Source organism: Desulfocapsa sulfexigens DSM 10523, assembly GCF_000341395.1.
Lineage (GTDB): Bacteria > Desulfobacterota > Desulfobulbia > Desulfobulbales > Desulfocapsaceae > Desulfocapsa > Desulfocapsa sulfexigens.
In genome coordinates, this window is the sequence record NC_020304.1 from 446,975 (window position 1) to 462,752 (window position 15,778).

Below are 15,778 nucleotides of genomic sequence, written 5' to 3' on the forward strand. Positions count from 1 at the left end.
AAATGGCCAGGTTATTTCGTAACGGTTCCTAAGCAGACAGCAAGGAGAGTAGCAGTATGCAAATAGCAGTCGGCAGCGGGAAAGGTGGAACCGGAAAGACCACTATCTCAACCAGCCTGGCTCTCAGTGCAGGCACAGATGTTCAGTACCTGGACTGTGATGTGGAAGAGCCAAACGGACATATCTTTCTCAAACCGAAACTCACTCACAGAGAAACTGTTGTCGTCACTGTTCCCCGGCTGGACGAGTCACGATGCACAGCCTGTGGAAAATGCCGGGACATTTGTGCATTCAATGCAATTGCTCAGTTTGGCAAAACGGTAATGATATTTCCAGAGATGTGCCATTCCTGCCTTGGCTGTTTCAGGGTATGTGAGGAGGATGCACTCATCGAAGACACACGGGAAATTGGTATTCTCGAATCTGGAATGGCTGGTGATATTCATTTCGTTCATGGCCGTGTCCGGATCGGTGAGGCGATGGGCGTCCCGCTCTTAAAAGCCGTCAAACACAAGGCCGAACAAGACAGGCTGACCATCATCGATGCTCCCCCGGGGACATCATGCCCTTTTGTGGAAAGTGTCAATGATGCCGACTATGTGATCTTGGTAACCGAGCCCACACCCTTTGGCCTTCATGACCTGAAACTTGCTGCCACGGTTCTCAAGAACTTCAAGATTCCCAGTGGTGTAATTATTAATCGATCCGATCTCGGTGACGACAGGGTACAGCGCTATTGTGATTCTGAGAACATTCCTGTTCTCCTTGAGATTCCATTCCAGCGTGCCATTGCAGAAGGCTATGCACGGGGTATAAATCTTGTGGACACTGTACCTGAGCTACGCACTGTTTTCAGTGACCTTCTAACTCGGATTGCCTTTGAGGTAGCCCAATAATGGAACAGACAATTAAAGAAGTATTGATCCTCAGCGGCAAAGGCGGTACCGGGAAGACCAGTATCGTTGGATCCTTTGCTCATCTGGCAGAAAACAAAATTCTCGTGGACTGTGACGTTGACGCGTCCGACCTCCACCTCCTTCTCGCCCCAAAGCCAACTGAGACCCATGACTTCAAGTCCGGAGTCAAGGCCCGGGTAGAGGCGGATAAGTGCAGCGGTTGTGGCATGTGTGCTGAGCTCTGCCAATTTGAATCAATTACCATGGGGGAAACTGCGGTCATTTCACCACTCAACTGTGAAGGATGCGGTGTCTGCGCCCACTTCTGTCCGGAAGAAGCCATTGTACTCCAAGAGAATCATTGCGGTTCCTGGTACATTGCAGATACCGCCTACGGGCCTCTTGTTCACGCCCAGCTTTTCGCAGGGGAGGAAAACTCGGGCAAGTTGGTCTCCCACATCAAAAATCAGGCAAGACAGCTCGCTGAAACAACAAATACCGGTCTGATCCTGATCGATGGCGCTCCTGGGGTGGGATGTCCGGTCATCGCATCACTCTCCAATGTGGATCTTGCCGTCGTAATAACCGAACCTACCCTATCCGGAAAACACGACCTGGATCGCATCCTTGACCTCACCGAACACTTCAAAATCCCTGCACTGGTTTGCATAAACAAGTGGGATCTTCACTCCGAGATGAGCGATAGCATAGAGAAATCCTGCAACGATCGCGGAGCTAACGTTCTTGGAAAAATCCCATTTGATCGCCAGGTTATTACCTGCCAGATTCAGGGAGTGCCGGTGACAGCTGATGATACCAGCCTGGCCGGGTACTCAATTAAGGCGATATGGAAAAAACTAAAGGAACACCTATAGAAGAGCTTTTCCTTCAGTTTTTTCCTTCTGGTGGTATATACTCTAAAAAATAGTCTGCCTTTTTAACTCCTTTTTTGAGAGCCATATATGACCACCATAATCAGTAGCCAGGATTTTATTGCCTCCATCGCAGAGAGCCTCCAGTACATTTCCTACACCCACCCTCGTGATTTCGTTCAGGCCATGGCCCGTGCATACGAGCGTGAAAAAAGCCAGGCGGCAAAGGATGCCATGGCTCAAATCCTGATCAACTCCAGGATGGCAGCCATGGGCCAGCGTCCAATCTGCCAGGACACGGGTATCGTTACCGTCTTTCTGCAAATTGGCATGGAATGCCGCTTCGACACCACCACAGCCATTCAGGAACTGGTGGATGAGGGTGTTCGAACGGCCTATAATAATACGGACAATCCACTTCGTGCGTCTGTGGTTGCCGATCCGGCCGGCAAACGAATTAACACCAGAGACAACACCCCGGCAGTTATCTACACCGAGCTGGTTGCAGGCTCCAGTGTTGATATCCGTATTGCTGCCAAGGGTGGTGGATCCGAAAACAAAAGTAAATTTGCCACCCTCAACCCCAATGATTCCATCGTCGATTGGGTGGTACGTACCGTACCCACAATGGGGGCCGGCTGGTGCCCCCCCGGAATCCTTGGTATTGGTATCGGTGGCACCGTTGATAAGGCCATGGTACTTGCCAAAGAATCGCTGATGCAGCCCATCGACATTCAGGAGCTGATAGCAAAAGGTGCCGACAACACCATAGAAGAACTGCGGCTTGAAATATATTCAAAGGTAAATGAACTCGGAATAGGAGCCCAGGGTCTGGGTGGGCTTACCACCGCTCTCGATGTCAAGATACTGGACTGTCCAACCCACGCAGCATCCCTTCCCGTCGCAATGATTCCAAACTGTGCCGCAACCCGGCATATTCACTTCACTCTTGATGGCAGCGGTCCTGCTCACTTTACTCCGCCACGACTGGAAGACTGGCCTGAAATCAAATGGGAGGTTGGTGAAAGTGTCAAACGGGTACAGCTTAATGGAATCACCAGGGAAGAAATTGCAACCTGGAATACTGGAGAGACACTGCTTCTGAACGGTACCATCCTCACAGGACGCGATGCAGCCCATCGCAGAATTCAGACGTTCCTCAAGGAAGGAAAACCATTCCCCAATGGAGTTGACTTCAGGGGGAAATTTATCTATTACGTGGGACCCGTTGATCCCGTAAGAGACGAAGCCGTTGGCCCCGCCGGCCCTACAACCTCCACCCGCATGGACAAATACAGTGACATGATGCTGAAAGAAACCGGCCTTATCGGCATGATAGGAAAATCGGAACGAGGTGATGCAACCATCGAATCCATTCGCCAACACGGCGCTGTATACCTTATGGCTGTTGGAGGAGCTGCCTATCTTGTATCAAAGGCAATCAAGAAAGCACGAGTGGTGGCCTTCGAAGATCTCGGCATGGAGGCAATCTATGAATTTGAGGTTGAAGATATGCCTGTAACGGTAGCCGTCGACAGCCGGGGCGAGTCAGTCCACAAGACAGGTCCTGCTCTCTGGAGCCAGAAGATCCGCGATTATCGGAGTCACAAATAGGTTCTCGTTGTCCCTGACAGAGACCCGTTAACACTCTCCACTTCTTCCACCGCGGGGCCCTAATACTATGACAAAACTTTCCCGAAAATTAAACAACGCCCTTGAAATCACCGCAGGATGCACAGAACCGGCAGCTATCGCCTTCTGTGCCAGCTTTGTAGGAAAATACCTGGACGACATCCCTCAAGAGATACTCTTACGTATTGATCAGCGTACTTACAAAAATGCCTTCGGAGCCGGAATTCCACGAGCAGGTGACAAACGTGGCAGTGAATGGGCCCTGCTCTTTGGCTTTGTCATGGCCTGCCCGGAAAAACGGCTTTCGATCTTTTCTGGATTGGAGAAAGATGCCATCACCCGGGCACAAGCTCTGCATGACCGCGATATTCTCAAAGTTGAACTGGTTGAAACGGAAACTCTGCTGATCGCTGTCTCGGCACGAGGAGCCACAAACCATGTTGAAGCACGTATAGAAGGCGGGCACACCAAGGTGACGGCTGTCACTTTAAACAACAGAACTATTGATATAGCAGAGGAAAAAGAAAAAGAGGCAGCAGCAGCTTCTCTTCCCTATGAGGATGCGATATATGAAGCTCTGAACTGGCCGGAACTCATTGAAGAGTGCTACAAAGACCAGACCCTGCAAACCACGGTTCGCCAGGGAATTGCCTATAATATGGCAGCAGCCCTACACGGCCAGAAATATGTTAAAAGTGGCCATGGTGCAGATTCCCTCGTAATGGGAGCCATCTACTCAAGAATGAACGGCGACCCTATTCCCATTATGAGCTGTGCAGGGTCCGGTAACAAGGGACTGACCTGTATGGTCCCCGTGGTGTGTTACAGCAGGGATCTTGACCTTGGAGAAGAACTGGAAATTAAGGGTGTACTCGTTGCAGTATTACTGACCAGCCTCATCACCTCACGTTTTGGTGAAGTTTCTTCGGTCTGTGGAGCCCAGTATGCTGCAGGTGCCGGTGTTATCGGGGGCATCCTGTATTTAAAAAACAAACTGGAGCTCTTTGACGGCGCCTACAACAACTTTATATCAGCCATTGGCGGAGGATTCTGCGACGGTGCCAAGGGAAGCTGCTCCATGCGGGGCAATGTTGCTGTAAGTACTGCCCTCACCGCCATCAATCATGCAGAAAACGGATTTCTGGTTTCCGGACGGGACGGTTTTCTTGGCACGACCTTCCATGAAACTCTGGATCATCTTACCCAGTACAATCCACTTATTGCAAAATTTGAGCGTGAAACCATTGATATTTTACGTAATAAATGAGTCTTTTCTACTCCGGCGTATAATCCCGTTCATCCGCCCCTGAGTCAGAGGCGGTTCTGTATGAAGAAACAAGCGGTTACCGGGGTTAGCACGACTTATCACCTCCCCCTTTTCGGTCTCCATACGGACAACGGTTAAGGGAATACAGCTAATCCCGGGAAGCATATACTCCACCTGATTCCCCGTTTCCAGGACATTCCTCGCTTCAACCAGTGGTGCCTCACCCTCTCCTCTGATCACGGCCACTGGCTCAACTTCCATCTGAACCCGGGGACTGGTATAGAGCATCTCAGAACTCCCTGGCACATGTCTGAAAAAATTTTCACTGGTACCACGGGTTCCGGTTTTGGCAATCTCTTCGAACACAATCGATGGCAACCTGATCTCCGACGGATTATCCCAGGCCTCGGGTGGCAAGTCCCGCAGATAATCGAGTGCTGCCCGATAAATGCGGGTCACTCCACCTACATAAAAAATTGACTTCATCCGTCCTTCAATTTTTAATGAATTTGCACCACTGGCCACCAGTTCCGGCAAGCCTTCCAGGAGACAGAGATCTTTCGAATTAAAGATATATGTTCCCCGCTCATCCTCTTCTACAGGAAAATATTCACCAGGCCGCTTCTCTTCAATCAGCTTGTAGCTATAGCGACAGGGATGGGCACAGGCTCCCTGATTAGCATCTCTTCCTGTCATGTAGTTGGAGAGCATACAGCGTCCCGAATAGGAGATACAGAGGGCTCCATGGACAAAAATTTCCAGTTCTCCCTGTGTCTGCTGCCGAACCTCGCGGATTTCCTTCAGGGACAACTCACGCGCAAGATTGAGGCGGCTGACCCCCTGTTCAAACCAGAACTCAGCAGCCTCCGCATTGGTCACATTGGCCTGGGTGGACAGGTGTACAGGAATTTCCGGCACGCATTCTCGGGCTCGTCGCAGGATACCGGGATCGGCAATAATCAAACCGTCCACTCCGGCTTTTCTCAGCCCAGACAGGTAATTATCCAGTTCTGTAAAATCACGGTTATGAGCCAGAATATTGATGGTCACATATATCTTCACATCGTGAGCATGAGCGTACTGCACAGCCTCTGCCATTTTTTCATCACTGAAATTCCCAGCCTTTGCCCGGAGACTGAACTGCTTTCCACCCATATACACGGCATCGGCACCATAGTGAATTGCAGTAACCATCTTCTCAAAGTTTCCTGCCGGAGCAAGGAGTTCGGGGATGACTGGAATACCAGCTTTGTTGCTTTCTTTTTTATCCATTGTACGCTACTATTAAAAGTTATAATTTCTTATCCAGGATAAACATTCCATACTGTACACCGCATGTGAAATCAAGAGATCAAGTGAGAAAAACAAAAGTTGGTATGGCCATGAGCGGAGGAGTAGACTCCACTGCATGCGCATTGCTTTTGCGAAAACAATATGACGTTCACGGGTTTTTCATGCAGCTTGCCCAACCGGATATCAACCAGCAGTTGGTGCGAGTTAAAGATATTGCTGCACGATGCAAAATCCCTCTTACAGTGATAGACTTGAGCGCTCGTTTTGAGGAGAAAGTTCTCAGCTATTTTACAAATACCTATCTTGACGGGCGTACCCCAAACCCCTGTATGGTCTGTAACCCAAAAATAAAATTTGGCCTGTTTATGGATGCCATGCTGGAACATGGAATGGAGGAGATTGCCACCGGCCATTACGCAAGCATTGTGGAAGAAGACGGCTGTTTTTTTCTGCAACAGGGCGAGGATACAATCAAGGACCAGACCTATTTTCTTGCCAGATTAGGTCAAAAGCAGCTGGCACGGGTGAAATTCCCACTGGGAGCTATGACAAAATCTGCCGTTTATGACCTTGTCGAAGAACATGGATTCACCGATTTCAGAGGTCGGGAAAGCCAGGATGTCTGTTTTCTACAAAATGAATCCGTTGGTCACTTTCTAACAACCCGAAGTCCGGAATCTGCAAGGGATGGCGATATCGTACATATTAATGGTCATGTTCTGGGACGGCATAATGGCATCATCAACTACACAGTTGGACAACGTCGTGGTTTAGGGATTGCCGCACCATCTCCCCTCTATGTCCTGAAAATTGACGCCTCTGCCAACCGTGTTATTGTGGGTGACAATGACGACCTCTATCAAGACTCTATTGAAATACAGGATGTTTCATGGAACTGCGGCAAGCCCCCGAAATCGGATCACGACTACCTGGTCCGCATCCGCTATGGCCATGAAGGTCAACCGGCAAAGATAAAACAGATATCGGAGGATCATTACCACATTAGCTTCACAGAGCGGCAACGGGCTGTTACACCCGGTCAATTCGCAGTTATCTACGAGGGCGATCGGCTTATTGGAAGTGGTGAAATCCAATGAAGAAAAAAATTATTATCAATACACTGGGCTGCAAGGTCAACCAGTTCGAATCCGCATCCTTCCTCTGTGGTTTTGAGGAATCTGGATGCAGGAAAGCCCTGGCCGGCGAGGACGCCGATATCGTGGTCATCAACACCTGTGCGGTCACCGCAAAAGCCGGTGCCCAATCCCGCCAGACCGTGCGCAGACTTATGCGCCGCCACCCCAAGGCAAAGGTAGTCATAACAGGGTGTTATGCCCAGATGGCTGCCAATGAACTTGCTGAAATAGTAGAAACACCGGTCTGTATTGTTGGCAATGGCAACAAACATCTCCTCGTTGAAGTAGCCCTGAAGGAAACACCCTGCGATCTCACCATGCTTATGGGAAGGATTCTGAGCAAAAAAGAGATCTGCAGCCTTCCCATGAAACGTTTCGGTGACCGAACCCGCGCCTATCTCCGTGTTCAGGATGGCTGCACAAATTTCTGCACCTACTGCATTGTCCCCTATACCCGTGGCCCAAGCCGTAGCCTGCCTCTGATTGAGGTTCTTGAACAGACGGCCCGTTTTGAAGTGGCTGGCCACAGAGAAATCGTTGTCACCGGAATCCATGTGGGCATGTATGGAAAAGATCTTGAAGAACAGTCTGATATCACAGATCTGATGCGAACCGCCTGTAACGCACATCCTGATATTCGTTTCAGACTCAGCTCCATTGAGCCACAGGAAATCACCGATGAACTCCTCGATGCCATGCACTCCTGTAGCAACTTCATGCCCCATTTCCACATCCCTCTGCAGAGTGGTGACGACACCATTCTCAAACGTATGCACCGGGGTTATGATAGGGAAACATTCCGAAAAATCATTCAGAAATGCAAGACTACTTTTCCCGATGCTGCTATTGGTATCGATATCCTGACTGGATTCCCTGGAGAAGGAGAACAGGAGTTTGACAACAGCAGAAAACTCCTTGAAGAAATTGACGGTACCTATTTCCACGTCTTCCCCTACTCCAAACGCCCTGGCACCCCTGCGGCAACCTTTAAAAACCAGGTACCAAAAGAAGTAAGTCAACAACGGGTTGCGCAACTGCGCAAACTTGCCGATGCTAAAAAGGAGGCATTTTACACCCGTTTTCTTGGAACAGAACGGCCCGTACTGGTAGAGCATAAGCGCACGAGAGACAACCTGCTCACAGGATTTACTGACAATTACATTCCTGTGGTTTTTTCAGGGGATGATATTTTGATGGGGACTGTCATTTCTGTTCACCTTGAAAAAATTGGCGACAATGGCGCTGTTGTCGGGAAACAGGCAGGAAAATAGAAAATGCTTGGAGAAATCATCGCCATCGGCAACGAGCTCACCTCGGGAAGGATCCCCAACACCACCAGTGGTTTTGCCGCTCACCATCTTTTCAAGGCAGGATTTGACATCTATGCCATGCACACCATCGGTGACACTCCTAAGCTCATTGGTGAGGCCTTGAAACGAGCCTTGGGACGGGTAGATTTTGTACTCGTGACCGGTGGCCTTGGCACCACGGATGACGACCTCACTACGGTTGCCGTCTCTGAAGCGCTGAACCGGCCAACCATGCCAAATCTTGAGATCCTCTCTCTCATCAGAAAACATCTGGATGCAAACACCGGTCAGCCGGTGAGTTCTCTTGAAAAACTTGCCTGGCTCCCCGAGGGAGCTGAGGCCTTAAATGCACAGTCGAAAATGTCAGGGTTCCAGCTCATTCATGACGGTAAGCCAATTTTTTTCCTTCCCGGCATCCCCCATCAAATGCGCACCCTTCTAGTAGAACAGGTACTACCCAGGCTTGCCACATGGTATAAGGGAAGCCGCCTCAACAGCGTACAGCAGGTCTTTAAAATCTTCGGCATCCAGGAAAGTGACATCAACAGCGCGGTGGAAGCACTTCCCCTGGATAAGGATGTGGAGATCGGTTACTACCCTGTATTCCCAGAGGTTCATCTCAGTATGACCATTCGCGGTAACAACAAAACAAAGACGGAGCAACTTGCCAAAGAGACATCCCGCCTCCTTAAACAGACACTGGGCTCAGCTCTCTATGGCCGGGATCAGGACACCCTGCAATCTGTGGTTGGAGAATTGTTACAGAAGAGGAACAAAAAACTCTCCGTTGCAGAATCATGCACGGGGGGACTTATCAGCTATCTTGTGACCTCAATCGCAGGAAGCTCTGCCTATTATCTTGGTGGGGTAACTTCCTATGCAGACTCGATGAAAACGACCTATCTGGACGTGGACGAGAGCACACTGAAAACCTACGGGGCGGTGAGCAAAGAAGTTGCAACGGCGATGGTTGAGGGAATGCGCAAACAAAGCAGTGCAGATATCTCCCTTTCCGTAACCGGAATTGCTGGACCGGATGGAGGCAGTGTAGAGAAACCCGTTGGCACCGTTTTCATAGGAATCGCCGACCAGGAAGACACCCGGGTAGAGCGTTTTCTTTTTACCGGGAACAGATACGAGATCCAGCAATTAACAGCACAGACAGCACTTGATATTGTCAGACGTTCTCTGTTAGAAACAGAGTAATCAATCAACAGAATATAATTCACAAGAGGTTCAATATGGCAACAGCAAAAGATAAAGAGGGTAGCGTAGACAACGCAATCAGCCAGATTCAACGCCAATTCGGCAAAGGCTCCATCATGCGCCTTGGCGGGGCAACAGTTGAAAAGATCCCTGTGGTCTCAACAGGTTCCCTGAGCCTTGATATTGCACTCGGAGTAGGTGGTTTCCCCAAGGGGAGAATCGCTGAAATCTACGGCCCGGAATCTTCCGGTAAAACTACCCTTGCACTTCATGCTGTTGCAGAGGCTCAGAAAAAGGGCGGGACAGCTGCTTTTATAGATGCAGAGCATGCACTCGACACGGCATATGCCCAGCGCCTTGGCGTTGATGTTGACAATCTTCTCGTCTCCCAACCGGACTTTGGTGAACAGGCTCTTGATATTGCAGAGATTCTTATTCGATCGGGCGGCGTGGATATTATTGTTATCGACTCCGTGGCTGCCCTGGTTCCCAAGGCGGAGATTGATGGGAATGTCGGTGATTCCCATATGGGCCTGCAGGCGCGTCTGATGTCACAGGCCATGCGTAAATTCACCGGTGTCCTGAGTCGGAGCAACACCATCCTTATCTTTATCAACCAGATCAGGATGAAAATCGGAGTGATGTTCGGGAACCCGGAGACCACTACGGGCGGAAACGCTCTTAAATTCTACTCCTCACTACGCCTCGATATACGAAGAATCGGTTCCCTGAAAGACGGTCAGGAAGTCATTGGAAACCGCACCAAAGTGAAGGTGGTAAAAAACAAAGTTGCACCCCCGTTTCAGATAGCAGAATTTGACATTATCTACGGGGAAGGCATCTCCAAGGAAGGTGACCTGCTTGATCTTGCCGTAGAGCAGGAAATCATAGACAAGAGTGGCTCCTGGTATTCGTATCAGGACGAACGCATTGGCCAGGGACGGGAAAACGCCAAGCGATTCCTTCAGGATCATCCGGAAATGTTTACCGACATCGACCAGAAAGTCCGAATGGGATTCGGGCTGCTTGCCCCCGCTGGAGCAGATGCAAAGAAAGCAACGGACGAAACTGAATAGAAAAATATAGATATTACTCCCGCAGCCCAGCGGGAGTAATACTCAACGACGGAAAGAAGTCCGCCTTGTTGCCATAGCAATCCGTCAGCTTGCCCTGATCTGATCAATTACCGCCGTTGTTGATGTCTGACTGGCAAAGCTGATCCGCTCCACTCTGCCACCTCCTGCCTTTACCTCAGCCCCCCCGACAATATCATCCTCCTCCCAGTCTGCCCCTTTTACCAGAACATCTGGGCGGATTGTGGTTATCAGATGGAGGGGAGTATCTTCTCCAAAAAGAACAACGCCATCCACACAACCAAGTGCGGCAAGAACTCTCGCCCGATTCTGCTCATTGTTGATTGGCCTGGCAGGTCCCTTGATAGAACGAATGGACGCATCATTATTCAAGCCAACTATGAGAAAGTCTCCCTGGCACCTGGCCTTCTGCAGATACTCCACATGCCCCGCATGAATGATATCAAAGCAGCCATTGGTAAAAACAATTTTCTGCCCTGCTTTCCGGCGTCTGGTTACATTTTCGGTAATTGTCTCCAGGCTGAGGATTTTATCACTATCTTCAAACGCCCAGGGAGAAGGTGCAACACTGTTAAAACGCTCCCGCAGTTCCTTCTGCACTTCCCGATTAAAGGGAACCGAACACGCCCCCTCAGTGTCACCTGCTTCAGTGATAATCTCACCGTCGGGTGCCACAATCATGGAATGGCCACCCATGCGCATCCCTTCCCAGTCACCACAGCAATTCGCCGCAACCACGAAGGCCTGATTTTCAATGGCACGAGCCTGAAGCAACACCCGCCATTGAGCAATTCTCGCCCGAGGCCACTCTGCAGACATCACCAGAATCCCTGCTCCCTGACGGCATTGAAACCTTGCCGCTTCGGGGAAACGAAGATCATAACAGACCAGCCCACCCAACAGATCACCTCCGGGAAGCGCTATGGGCGATGGACTCTTCCCGGCCTGAAACCAGAGATCCTCCTTCCAGAAAGAAAACAGATTCTGCTTGGCAATTCCACGAGCACCTGCTTTCCCGATACCTGAAAAAAACAGAGTGTTGTACAGAGAATGTTCTTTGTTTTTCCCCTCTGTCAGTTTTTGGGGAAGAGATCCTGCGAGGATAATAGCGAAGGAAGAGGCGAGTTCCTCCAATTCCACAAGAAGTTCAGGGATCTCATCGGCAAGTGTAGCCAACTGCTCGTAGACAAAACCGGTGGCCCACATCTCTGGAAGAACAATAAGGCTTCCCGGAGCCGGAGCTAATTCAGCCAGCCCAGATCGTACCTGTTCAAGATTTTTTTGAATGTCACCTGCAACAATCTCAAACTGGAGAAAACCGAGTTGGGAAAGTACTGTATCGGACACGACTACACTCTTCATTGTAAAGATTATCGATTATGCGGGCTGCAGGACACGACACTGTCTCAGGGCATCTGCGGCAATTTTCGAAACGGTCACAACAGAAATTTCTCCATCGCGATAGAGGCGGACCGACCGCTCGTCCTGCAGCAACGGCTCCAACTTCTTCTCAAAATCAATGCCTCCAAGCAGACCCAGCCCCTTTGCCGCCAAGCCCCGCACTGTGGCATCCTGCGAGTTTAGGTAGGGGAGCAGATCAGGGACAACATCCTTCTCTAACAGCAACTCCGCTCGTTTTTCTGCCAGCCTGCTAACACCCCACAGCAGACCGCGCTGCAATTCGGGAAGTTCGAGATAATTTCCATCCTGGTGTTCAAGAGGTCCGTCCGGACGCATGTATGAAATCAGCATATGAAGGTACTCATCACACAAACCGTCATGATGATACATGGCCTCCGCCATGGCCTCAGGAGCCCCCCACCCGATACCGCCAGACTCATCATTAAGGCTCCAGAGATAACGGCGCATGACAATTCGTGCCGCCTCCATATTCTTATTGGCAAGACGGTTTAAGACTTCGCCGAAAATGGTCACAGTATGCCACCGCAACATCTCTTCGGGACGATACAGACCTGAGAAGAGGGGATTCACCAGCCCCTGTTCGTCAAACTTGGCAAGCTCTTCACGAGCATGATTCAAATCATTATCCGCTAAAAGAGCCAGAACCTCTTTTTTTATTTTTCTGTTCATTTACAAGTCTCCATAGGTGAGAATTACTATCAAAAGTAAAATAAACACTCACCGGTGGAAAACAAGGTTAGCCCGCACTTCTCATGAGAAATGCGGGCCAGGCCGTGACTATTTTACCGGCATGGTGAATACCCGCTTGGAAAGTTCCGAATCAAGCAGAAACAGTCCACTGGAATCATCACCGATCAGACGAAGACGGGCAACAATTTCACCCACGGTTGACTCCTCTTCAACCTGTTCGGTAATAAACCAGTCAAGAAAAGCCTTCGCTGCATGATCGCGAACATCAAGAGCAACGTCGATCAGATTGTTGATAAGGGCAGTTACCCCCTGCTCATGTGCCAGGATATGCTCAAAGGCCGCCAGTGGTGACTTCCATTCGGTCTCAGGCTTGGCTATCGCCTCGAACTCCATCCTACCTCCCCGTTCGTGAACATAATCATAAATCTTCATGCCATGAAACATCTCTTCCTGAACCTGACCACGCATCCATTTGGCAAAACCGCTGAGGCTGATAGATTGAAAATAGGACTCCATCGCCAGATACAAATAGCTGGAATACATTTCCGCGTTCACCTGTTTATTCAAGGCTTTTTCCATCTTTTTCTTCATTTTTATACTCCTTGGTCATTGTTTACTGATTATAAATGAATTGTAAAATCGAAACTCATATTACAGGGAGAAGGATTGATATGAAAGTACGAAAAGACCCCATAGACAATTTAACCATTAGGCCCTTGATTCTGACCTCAGGGGTCAACAAACCATATAAAACGGCAAAAAGCAGCACATCCTATCTTTTTTCAACGAGGGGGGACAACACGTTTTCCGGAAAACGGCGACGGAAATTCCCTGGCGGGGAATATTGACAAACCCAAATATTGGCTCTCAGTGATTTTCCTGAGCGGCAGCCCGAAATATGGGCACAGCCGATTTCTTCAGTTGCCTTCCAGACAACCTGAGTGAAGTGACCTACTCCCGGAATATAGCCCGGCTCCTCATAGTCATACAACGCTTCTTCATCATACCACATCTTCACAGTGGACCCAATGCCCATATCGTAGGAGGCCCAGGCCAGATTTTCGCCATACCTGGAGCCAGAATGCCCAGAGGGGCAGGTTTTCGCATGGACAAGAGCACTGGCCGCCACCTTCTCCGACCAGACAACTGAGGGTACACCGTGCAGCTTTCGATAGTAATTATGCGCAGTAAGCCACTGTTCGCTCTCCTCCGTGGGGGCAGCCATCAACCATCCAGGAACGAAGAAAAACAGGATAAACCCGGACAAGAGGACGAAACAGTATCCAGAAGCATCTCTAAACATAAACATTTTGTTTACAGAAAAAGCATTCCCAAACAGCGAAGAAAACCATGTAATTAATTACTATTCCATGGTTAGTTTTCATAATCCAGCGAAAAACCTGGGCTAAAGTATATTCTCGAACAACTCTCTAGCCATTGTCATCAATACGCTTCATCCCTTCCATTAACATTCCCATAAAACCGCCCAGAATATCCAGTTCCATTTCCCGCTGACTCAATCCATGAACGAACTTAAACCGTCCCTCATTAATAGCCAGACAGTCGTAAAAAGCCTCCTGCCCTTCCTTGGAGTTATAGGTCGCAGAGACAAGCTCTCCCTCGTTAAAGAGAAGGATGGCCTTTTCCTGCCCTACTTCCAGCTTCAACCGCCCTGTCTTCTGATTTGAATTAATCATCTGACACAGTTCAAGAGGTGGAATATCGGCAAGCTGACCAACCATCCCCGAAGCAAGTTCCTCGGCTCGTTGGAAATTGATAGTTGTAATGCGACTCACCAGCAGTTTATAAAAGAACACCTGAAGTGCAGGGAAACGATTCAGGACATGACGAAAGTTTTTCTGGCTGAGACTTGCAATCTGACAAGGTTCCATGGCCATTATAGTGGTGGTGACCCGATCTCCTGACAAAAGACTCATTTCACCAAAAACATCCCCTCGCTCCATCTCGGCAAGGGTCACCCCATCATCATCCATAACCTCCACCCTGCCATCTATGATGATAAACAGATTGGAGGCTGGGTCACCCTTCTGGAGAATTGGAAATCCCCAATTGTAATCGTCAAGTTTCAGGAGAGTGGCAAGATCGAGGAGATCGTCATCGGACAACGGTTGAAAAATATCAATGGTTCGCAGAAGACCTGCAAAGCGGGAAACAGACTTTAACTTTTCACGACGTTCCGCTGCAGCCAGCAGTCTCATCTGAATGGTGGAAAAATCTTTTTCTTTTTTAAATTCAAAACGAATAATGCCGGTGCAGCCGCCACACTCGAACTTTGTTTTCTGCCTGCTTCCCTGGAGATACAGCTCAAAGACAATATCCTCAGATGCAAGTGCAATGAGATCCCTCGTCAGGGTGAGACAGGTCGCCTTGGCTGCAGGGAGTCTCAACACGCCTCCATCAACCTGCAACTCTTCACCGACGTTATACAGAGGGCAATGTCTCTCCTCAGTGATGACAAAGACACCATTTCGAAATTGCATAGTCTACCTTCTGCACCCGACAACCTGAGAAAAGCAACCGTCCATCGGACTAATCGGAACGTCCAAAAAACAGATAAATAAGGAAACCGAGGAGCCCTGCCCCGCCAAATAGAACCGGAAGGATCTTACTTATCTGCAACTCATCCCCGACAACCAGAGTGGCCATATATTCCGTCCCACTCACCCACCAGACAGCAACAAACGCCGCAATAACAATAAGATCTTTGAAGGACTGTTTATACAGAAGATACAACACCATTGAAACAAAGGGAACCATGAACCACGGGTTACTGAAGAGACCGATAACGTCAACATCCGCAACCTGCGCCCGAATCTGAGTTGATTCAATCCAGGCCCAAATATTTGTTAAAAAATCAGCCATTAGCAAGTCACCTCTATTCTAAATAAACCTGACTACTCCTGAAAAAAAATACTGCAAAAGCTATTAAAAACAGTGTA

The 15,778-nt window shown here is 49.3% G+C and carries 15 protein-coding genes; 8 read left to right on the top strand and 7 right to left on the bottom strand.

Features of this window, described 5'->3' with window-relative positions:
• The first annotated feature begins 56 nt into the window (after nt 1-56).
• The 4 genes from UWK_RS01915 (at nt 57) to UWK_RS01930 (ending at nt 4,667) form a co-directional block, all read left to right on the top strand.
• On the top strand, nt 57-896 hold the full coding sequence (locus tag UWK_RS01915) for a nucleotide-binding protein (RefSeq protein ID WP_015402660.1): 840 nt from the start codon (nt 57-59) through the stop codon (nt 894-896).
• The gene (locus UWK_RS01920) at nt 896-1,771 is read left to right on the top strand and encodes an ATP-binding protein (RefSeq protein ID WP_015402661.1); all 876 of its coding nucleotides are present in this window, start codon (nt 896-898) and stop codon (nt 1,769-1,771) included. The genes UWK_RS01915 and UWK_RS01920 overlap by 1 nt, the downstream gene beginning before the upstream one ends.
• Before the next feature lie 87 nt (nt 1,772-1,858).
• Nucleotides 1,859-3,382 (top strand): fumarate hydratase, encoded by a 1,524-nt coding sequence (locus UWK_RS01925; RefSeq protein ID WP_015402662.1) that lies wholly within the window; start codon nt 1,859-1,861, stop codon nt 3,380-3,382.
• Nucleotides 3,383-3,449: 67 nt separating this feature from the next.
• The gene (locus tag UWK_RS01930; protein ID WP_015402663.1) at nt 3,450-4,667 is read left to right on the top strand and encodes an L-serine ammonia-lyase, iron-sulfur-dependent, subunit alpha; all 1,218 of its coding nucleotides are present in this window, start codon (nt 3,450-3,452) and stop codon (nt 4,665-4,667) included.
• Here UWK_RS01930 and UWK_RS01935 read toward each other — a convergent pair.
• Nucleotides 4,653-5,939, bottom strand: a complete 1,287-nt coding sequence (locus UWK_RS01935) for a peptidase U32 family protein (protein ID WP_015402664.1) — start codon at nt 5,937-5,939, stop codon at nt 4,653-4,655. The two genes, UWK_RS01930 and UWK_RS01935, sit on opposite strands and share 15 nt — an antisense overlap.
• An 83-nt stretch (nt 5,940-6,022) precedes the next feature.
• On the opposite strand from UWK_RS01935, the gene mnmA reads away from it, so the two are divergent.
• From mnmA to recA, 4 genes are read left to right on the top strand one after another with little or no spacing between them, the layout of a single operon-like run.
• Nucleotides 6,023-7,057, top strand: coding sequence for a tRNA 2-thiouridine(34) synthase MnmA (mnmA, locus tag UWK_RS01940; RefSeq protein WP_083907163.1), 1,035 nt, complete (start codon nt 6,023-6,025; stop codon nt 7,055-7,057).
• On the top strand, nt 7,054-8,367 hold the full coding sequence (gene mtaB / locus UWK_RS01945; RefSeq protein ID WP_015402666.1) for a tRNA (N(6)-L-threonylcarbamoyladenosine(37)-C(2))-methylthiotransferase MtaB: 1,314 nt from the start codon (nt 7,054-7,056) through the stop codon (nt 8,365-8,367). The genes mnmA and mtaB overlap by 4 nt, the downstream gene beginning before the upstream one ends.
• Before the next feature lie 3 nt (nt 8,368-8,370).
• Nucleotides 8,371-9,612: a CinA family nicotinamide mononucleotide deamidase-related protein gene (locus UWK_RS01950; RefSeq protein ID WP_015402667.1), complete on the top strand. Its 1,242-nt coding sequence runs from the start codon at nt 8,371-8,373 to the stop codon at nt 9,610-9,612.
• 35 nt (nt 9,613-9,647) lie between these two features.
• The gene (gene recA, locus UWK_RS01955; RefSeq protein ID WP_015402668.1) at nt 9,648-10,688 is read left to right on the top strand and encodes a recombinase RecA; all 1,041 of its coding nucleotides are present in this window, start codon (nt 9,648-9,650) and stop codon (nt 10,686-10,688) included.
• A gap of 84 nt (nt 10,689-10,772) precedes the next feature.
• Here the strand turns inward: recA and rfaE2 are convergent, their stop codons facing one another.
• The 6 genes from rfaE2 to UWK_RS01990 all read right to left on the bottom strand — a co-directional run bounded on the left by rfaE2 (nt 10,773) and on the right by UWK_RS01990 (nt 15,701).
• Entirely contained in the window at nt 10,773-12,053 is a 1,281-nt protein-coding gene (gene rfaE2, locus UWK_RS19785; protein WP_228130031.1) for a D-glycero-beta-D-manno-heptose 1-phosphate adenylyltransferase, read from the bottom strand.
• Nucleotides 12,054-12,083: 30 nt separating this feature from the next.
• On the bottom strand, nt 12,084-12,797 hold the full coding sequence (locus tag UWK_RS01970) for a DVU0298 family protein (RefSeq protein WP_015402670.1): 714 nt from the start codon (nt 12,795-12,797) through the stop codon (nt 12,084-12,086).
• Nucleotides 12,798-12,905: 108 nt separating this feature from the next.
• Complete coding sequence (locus UWK_RS01975; RefSeq protein WP_015402671.1) at nt 12,906-13,409, bottom strand: ferritin; 504 nt, start codon at nt 13,407-13,409, stop codon at nt 12,906-12,908.
• 181 nt (nt 13,410-13,590) lie between these two features.
• Complete coding sequence (locus UWK_RS18070) at nt 13,591-14,043, bottom strand: CAP domain-containing protein (RefSeq protein ID WP_015402673.1); 453 nt, start codon at nt 14,041-14,043, stop codon at nt 13,591-13,593.
• Between the two features lie 205 nt (nt 14,044-14,248).
• A complete protein-coding gene (locus UWK_RS01985) occupies nt 14,249-15,319 on the bottom strand; it encodes a DUF4388 domain-containing protein (RefSeq protein WP_015402674.1) in 1,071 nt (356 codons plus the stop codon).
• Nucleotides 15,320-15,368: 49 nt separating this feature from the next.
• Nucleotides 15,369-15,701 carry a hypothetical protein gene (locus UWK_RS01990; RefSeq protein WP_015402675.1) on the bottom strand — a complete coding sequence of 111 codons (333 nt, stop codon included), beginning with the start codon at nt 15,699-15,701 and terminating at the stop codon, nt 15,369-15,371.
• Between the last annotated feature and the right edge of the window lie 77 nt (nt 15,702-15,778).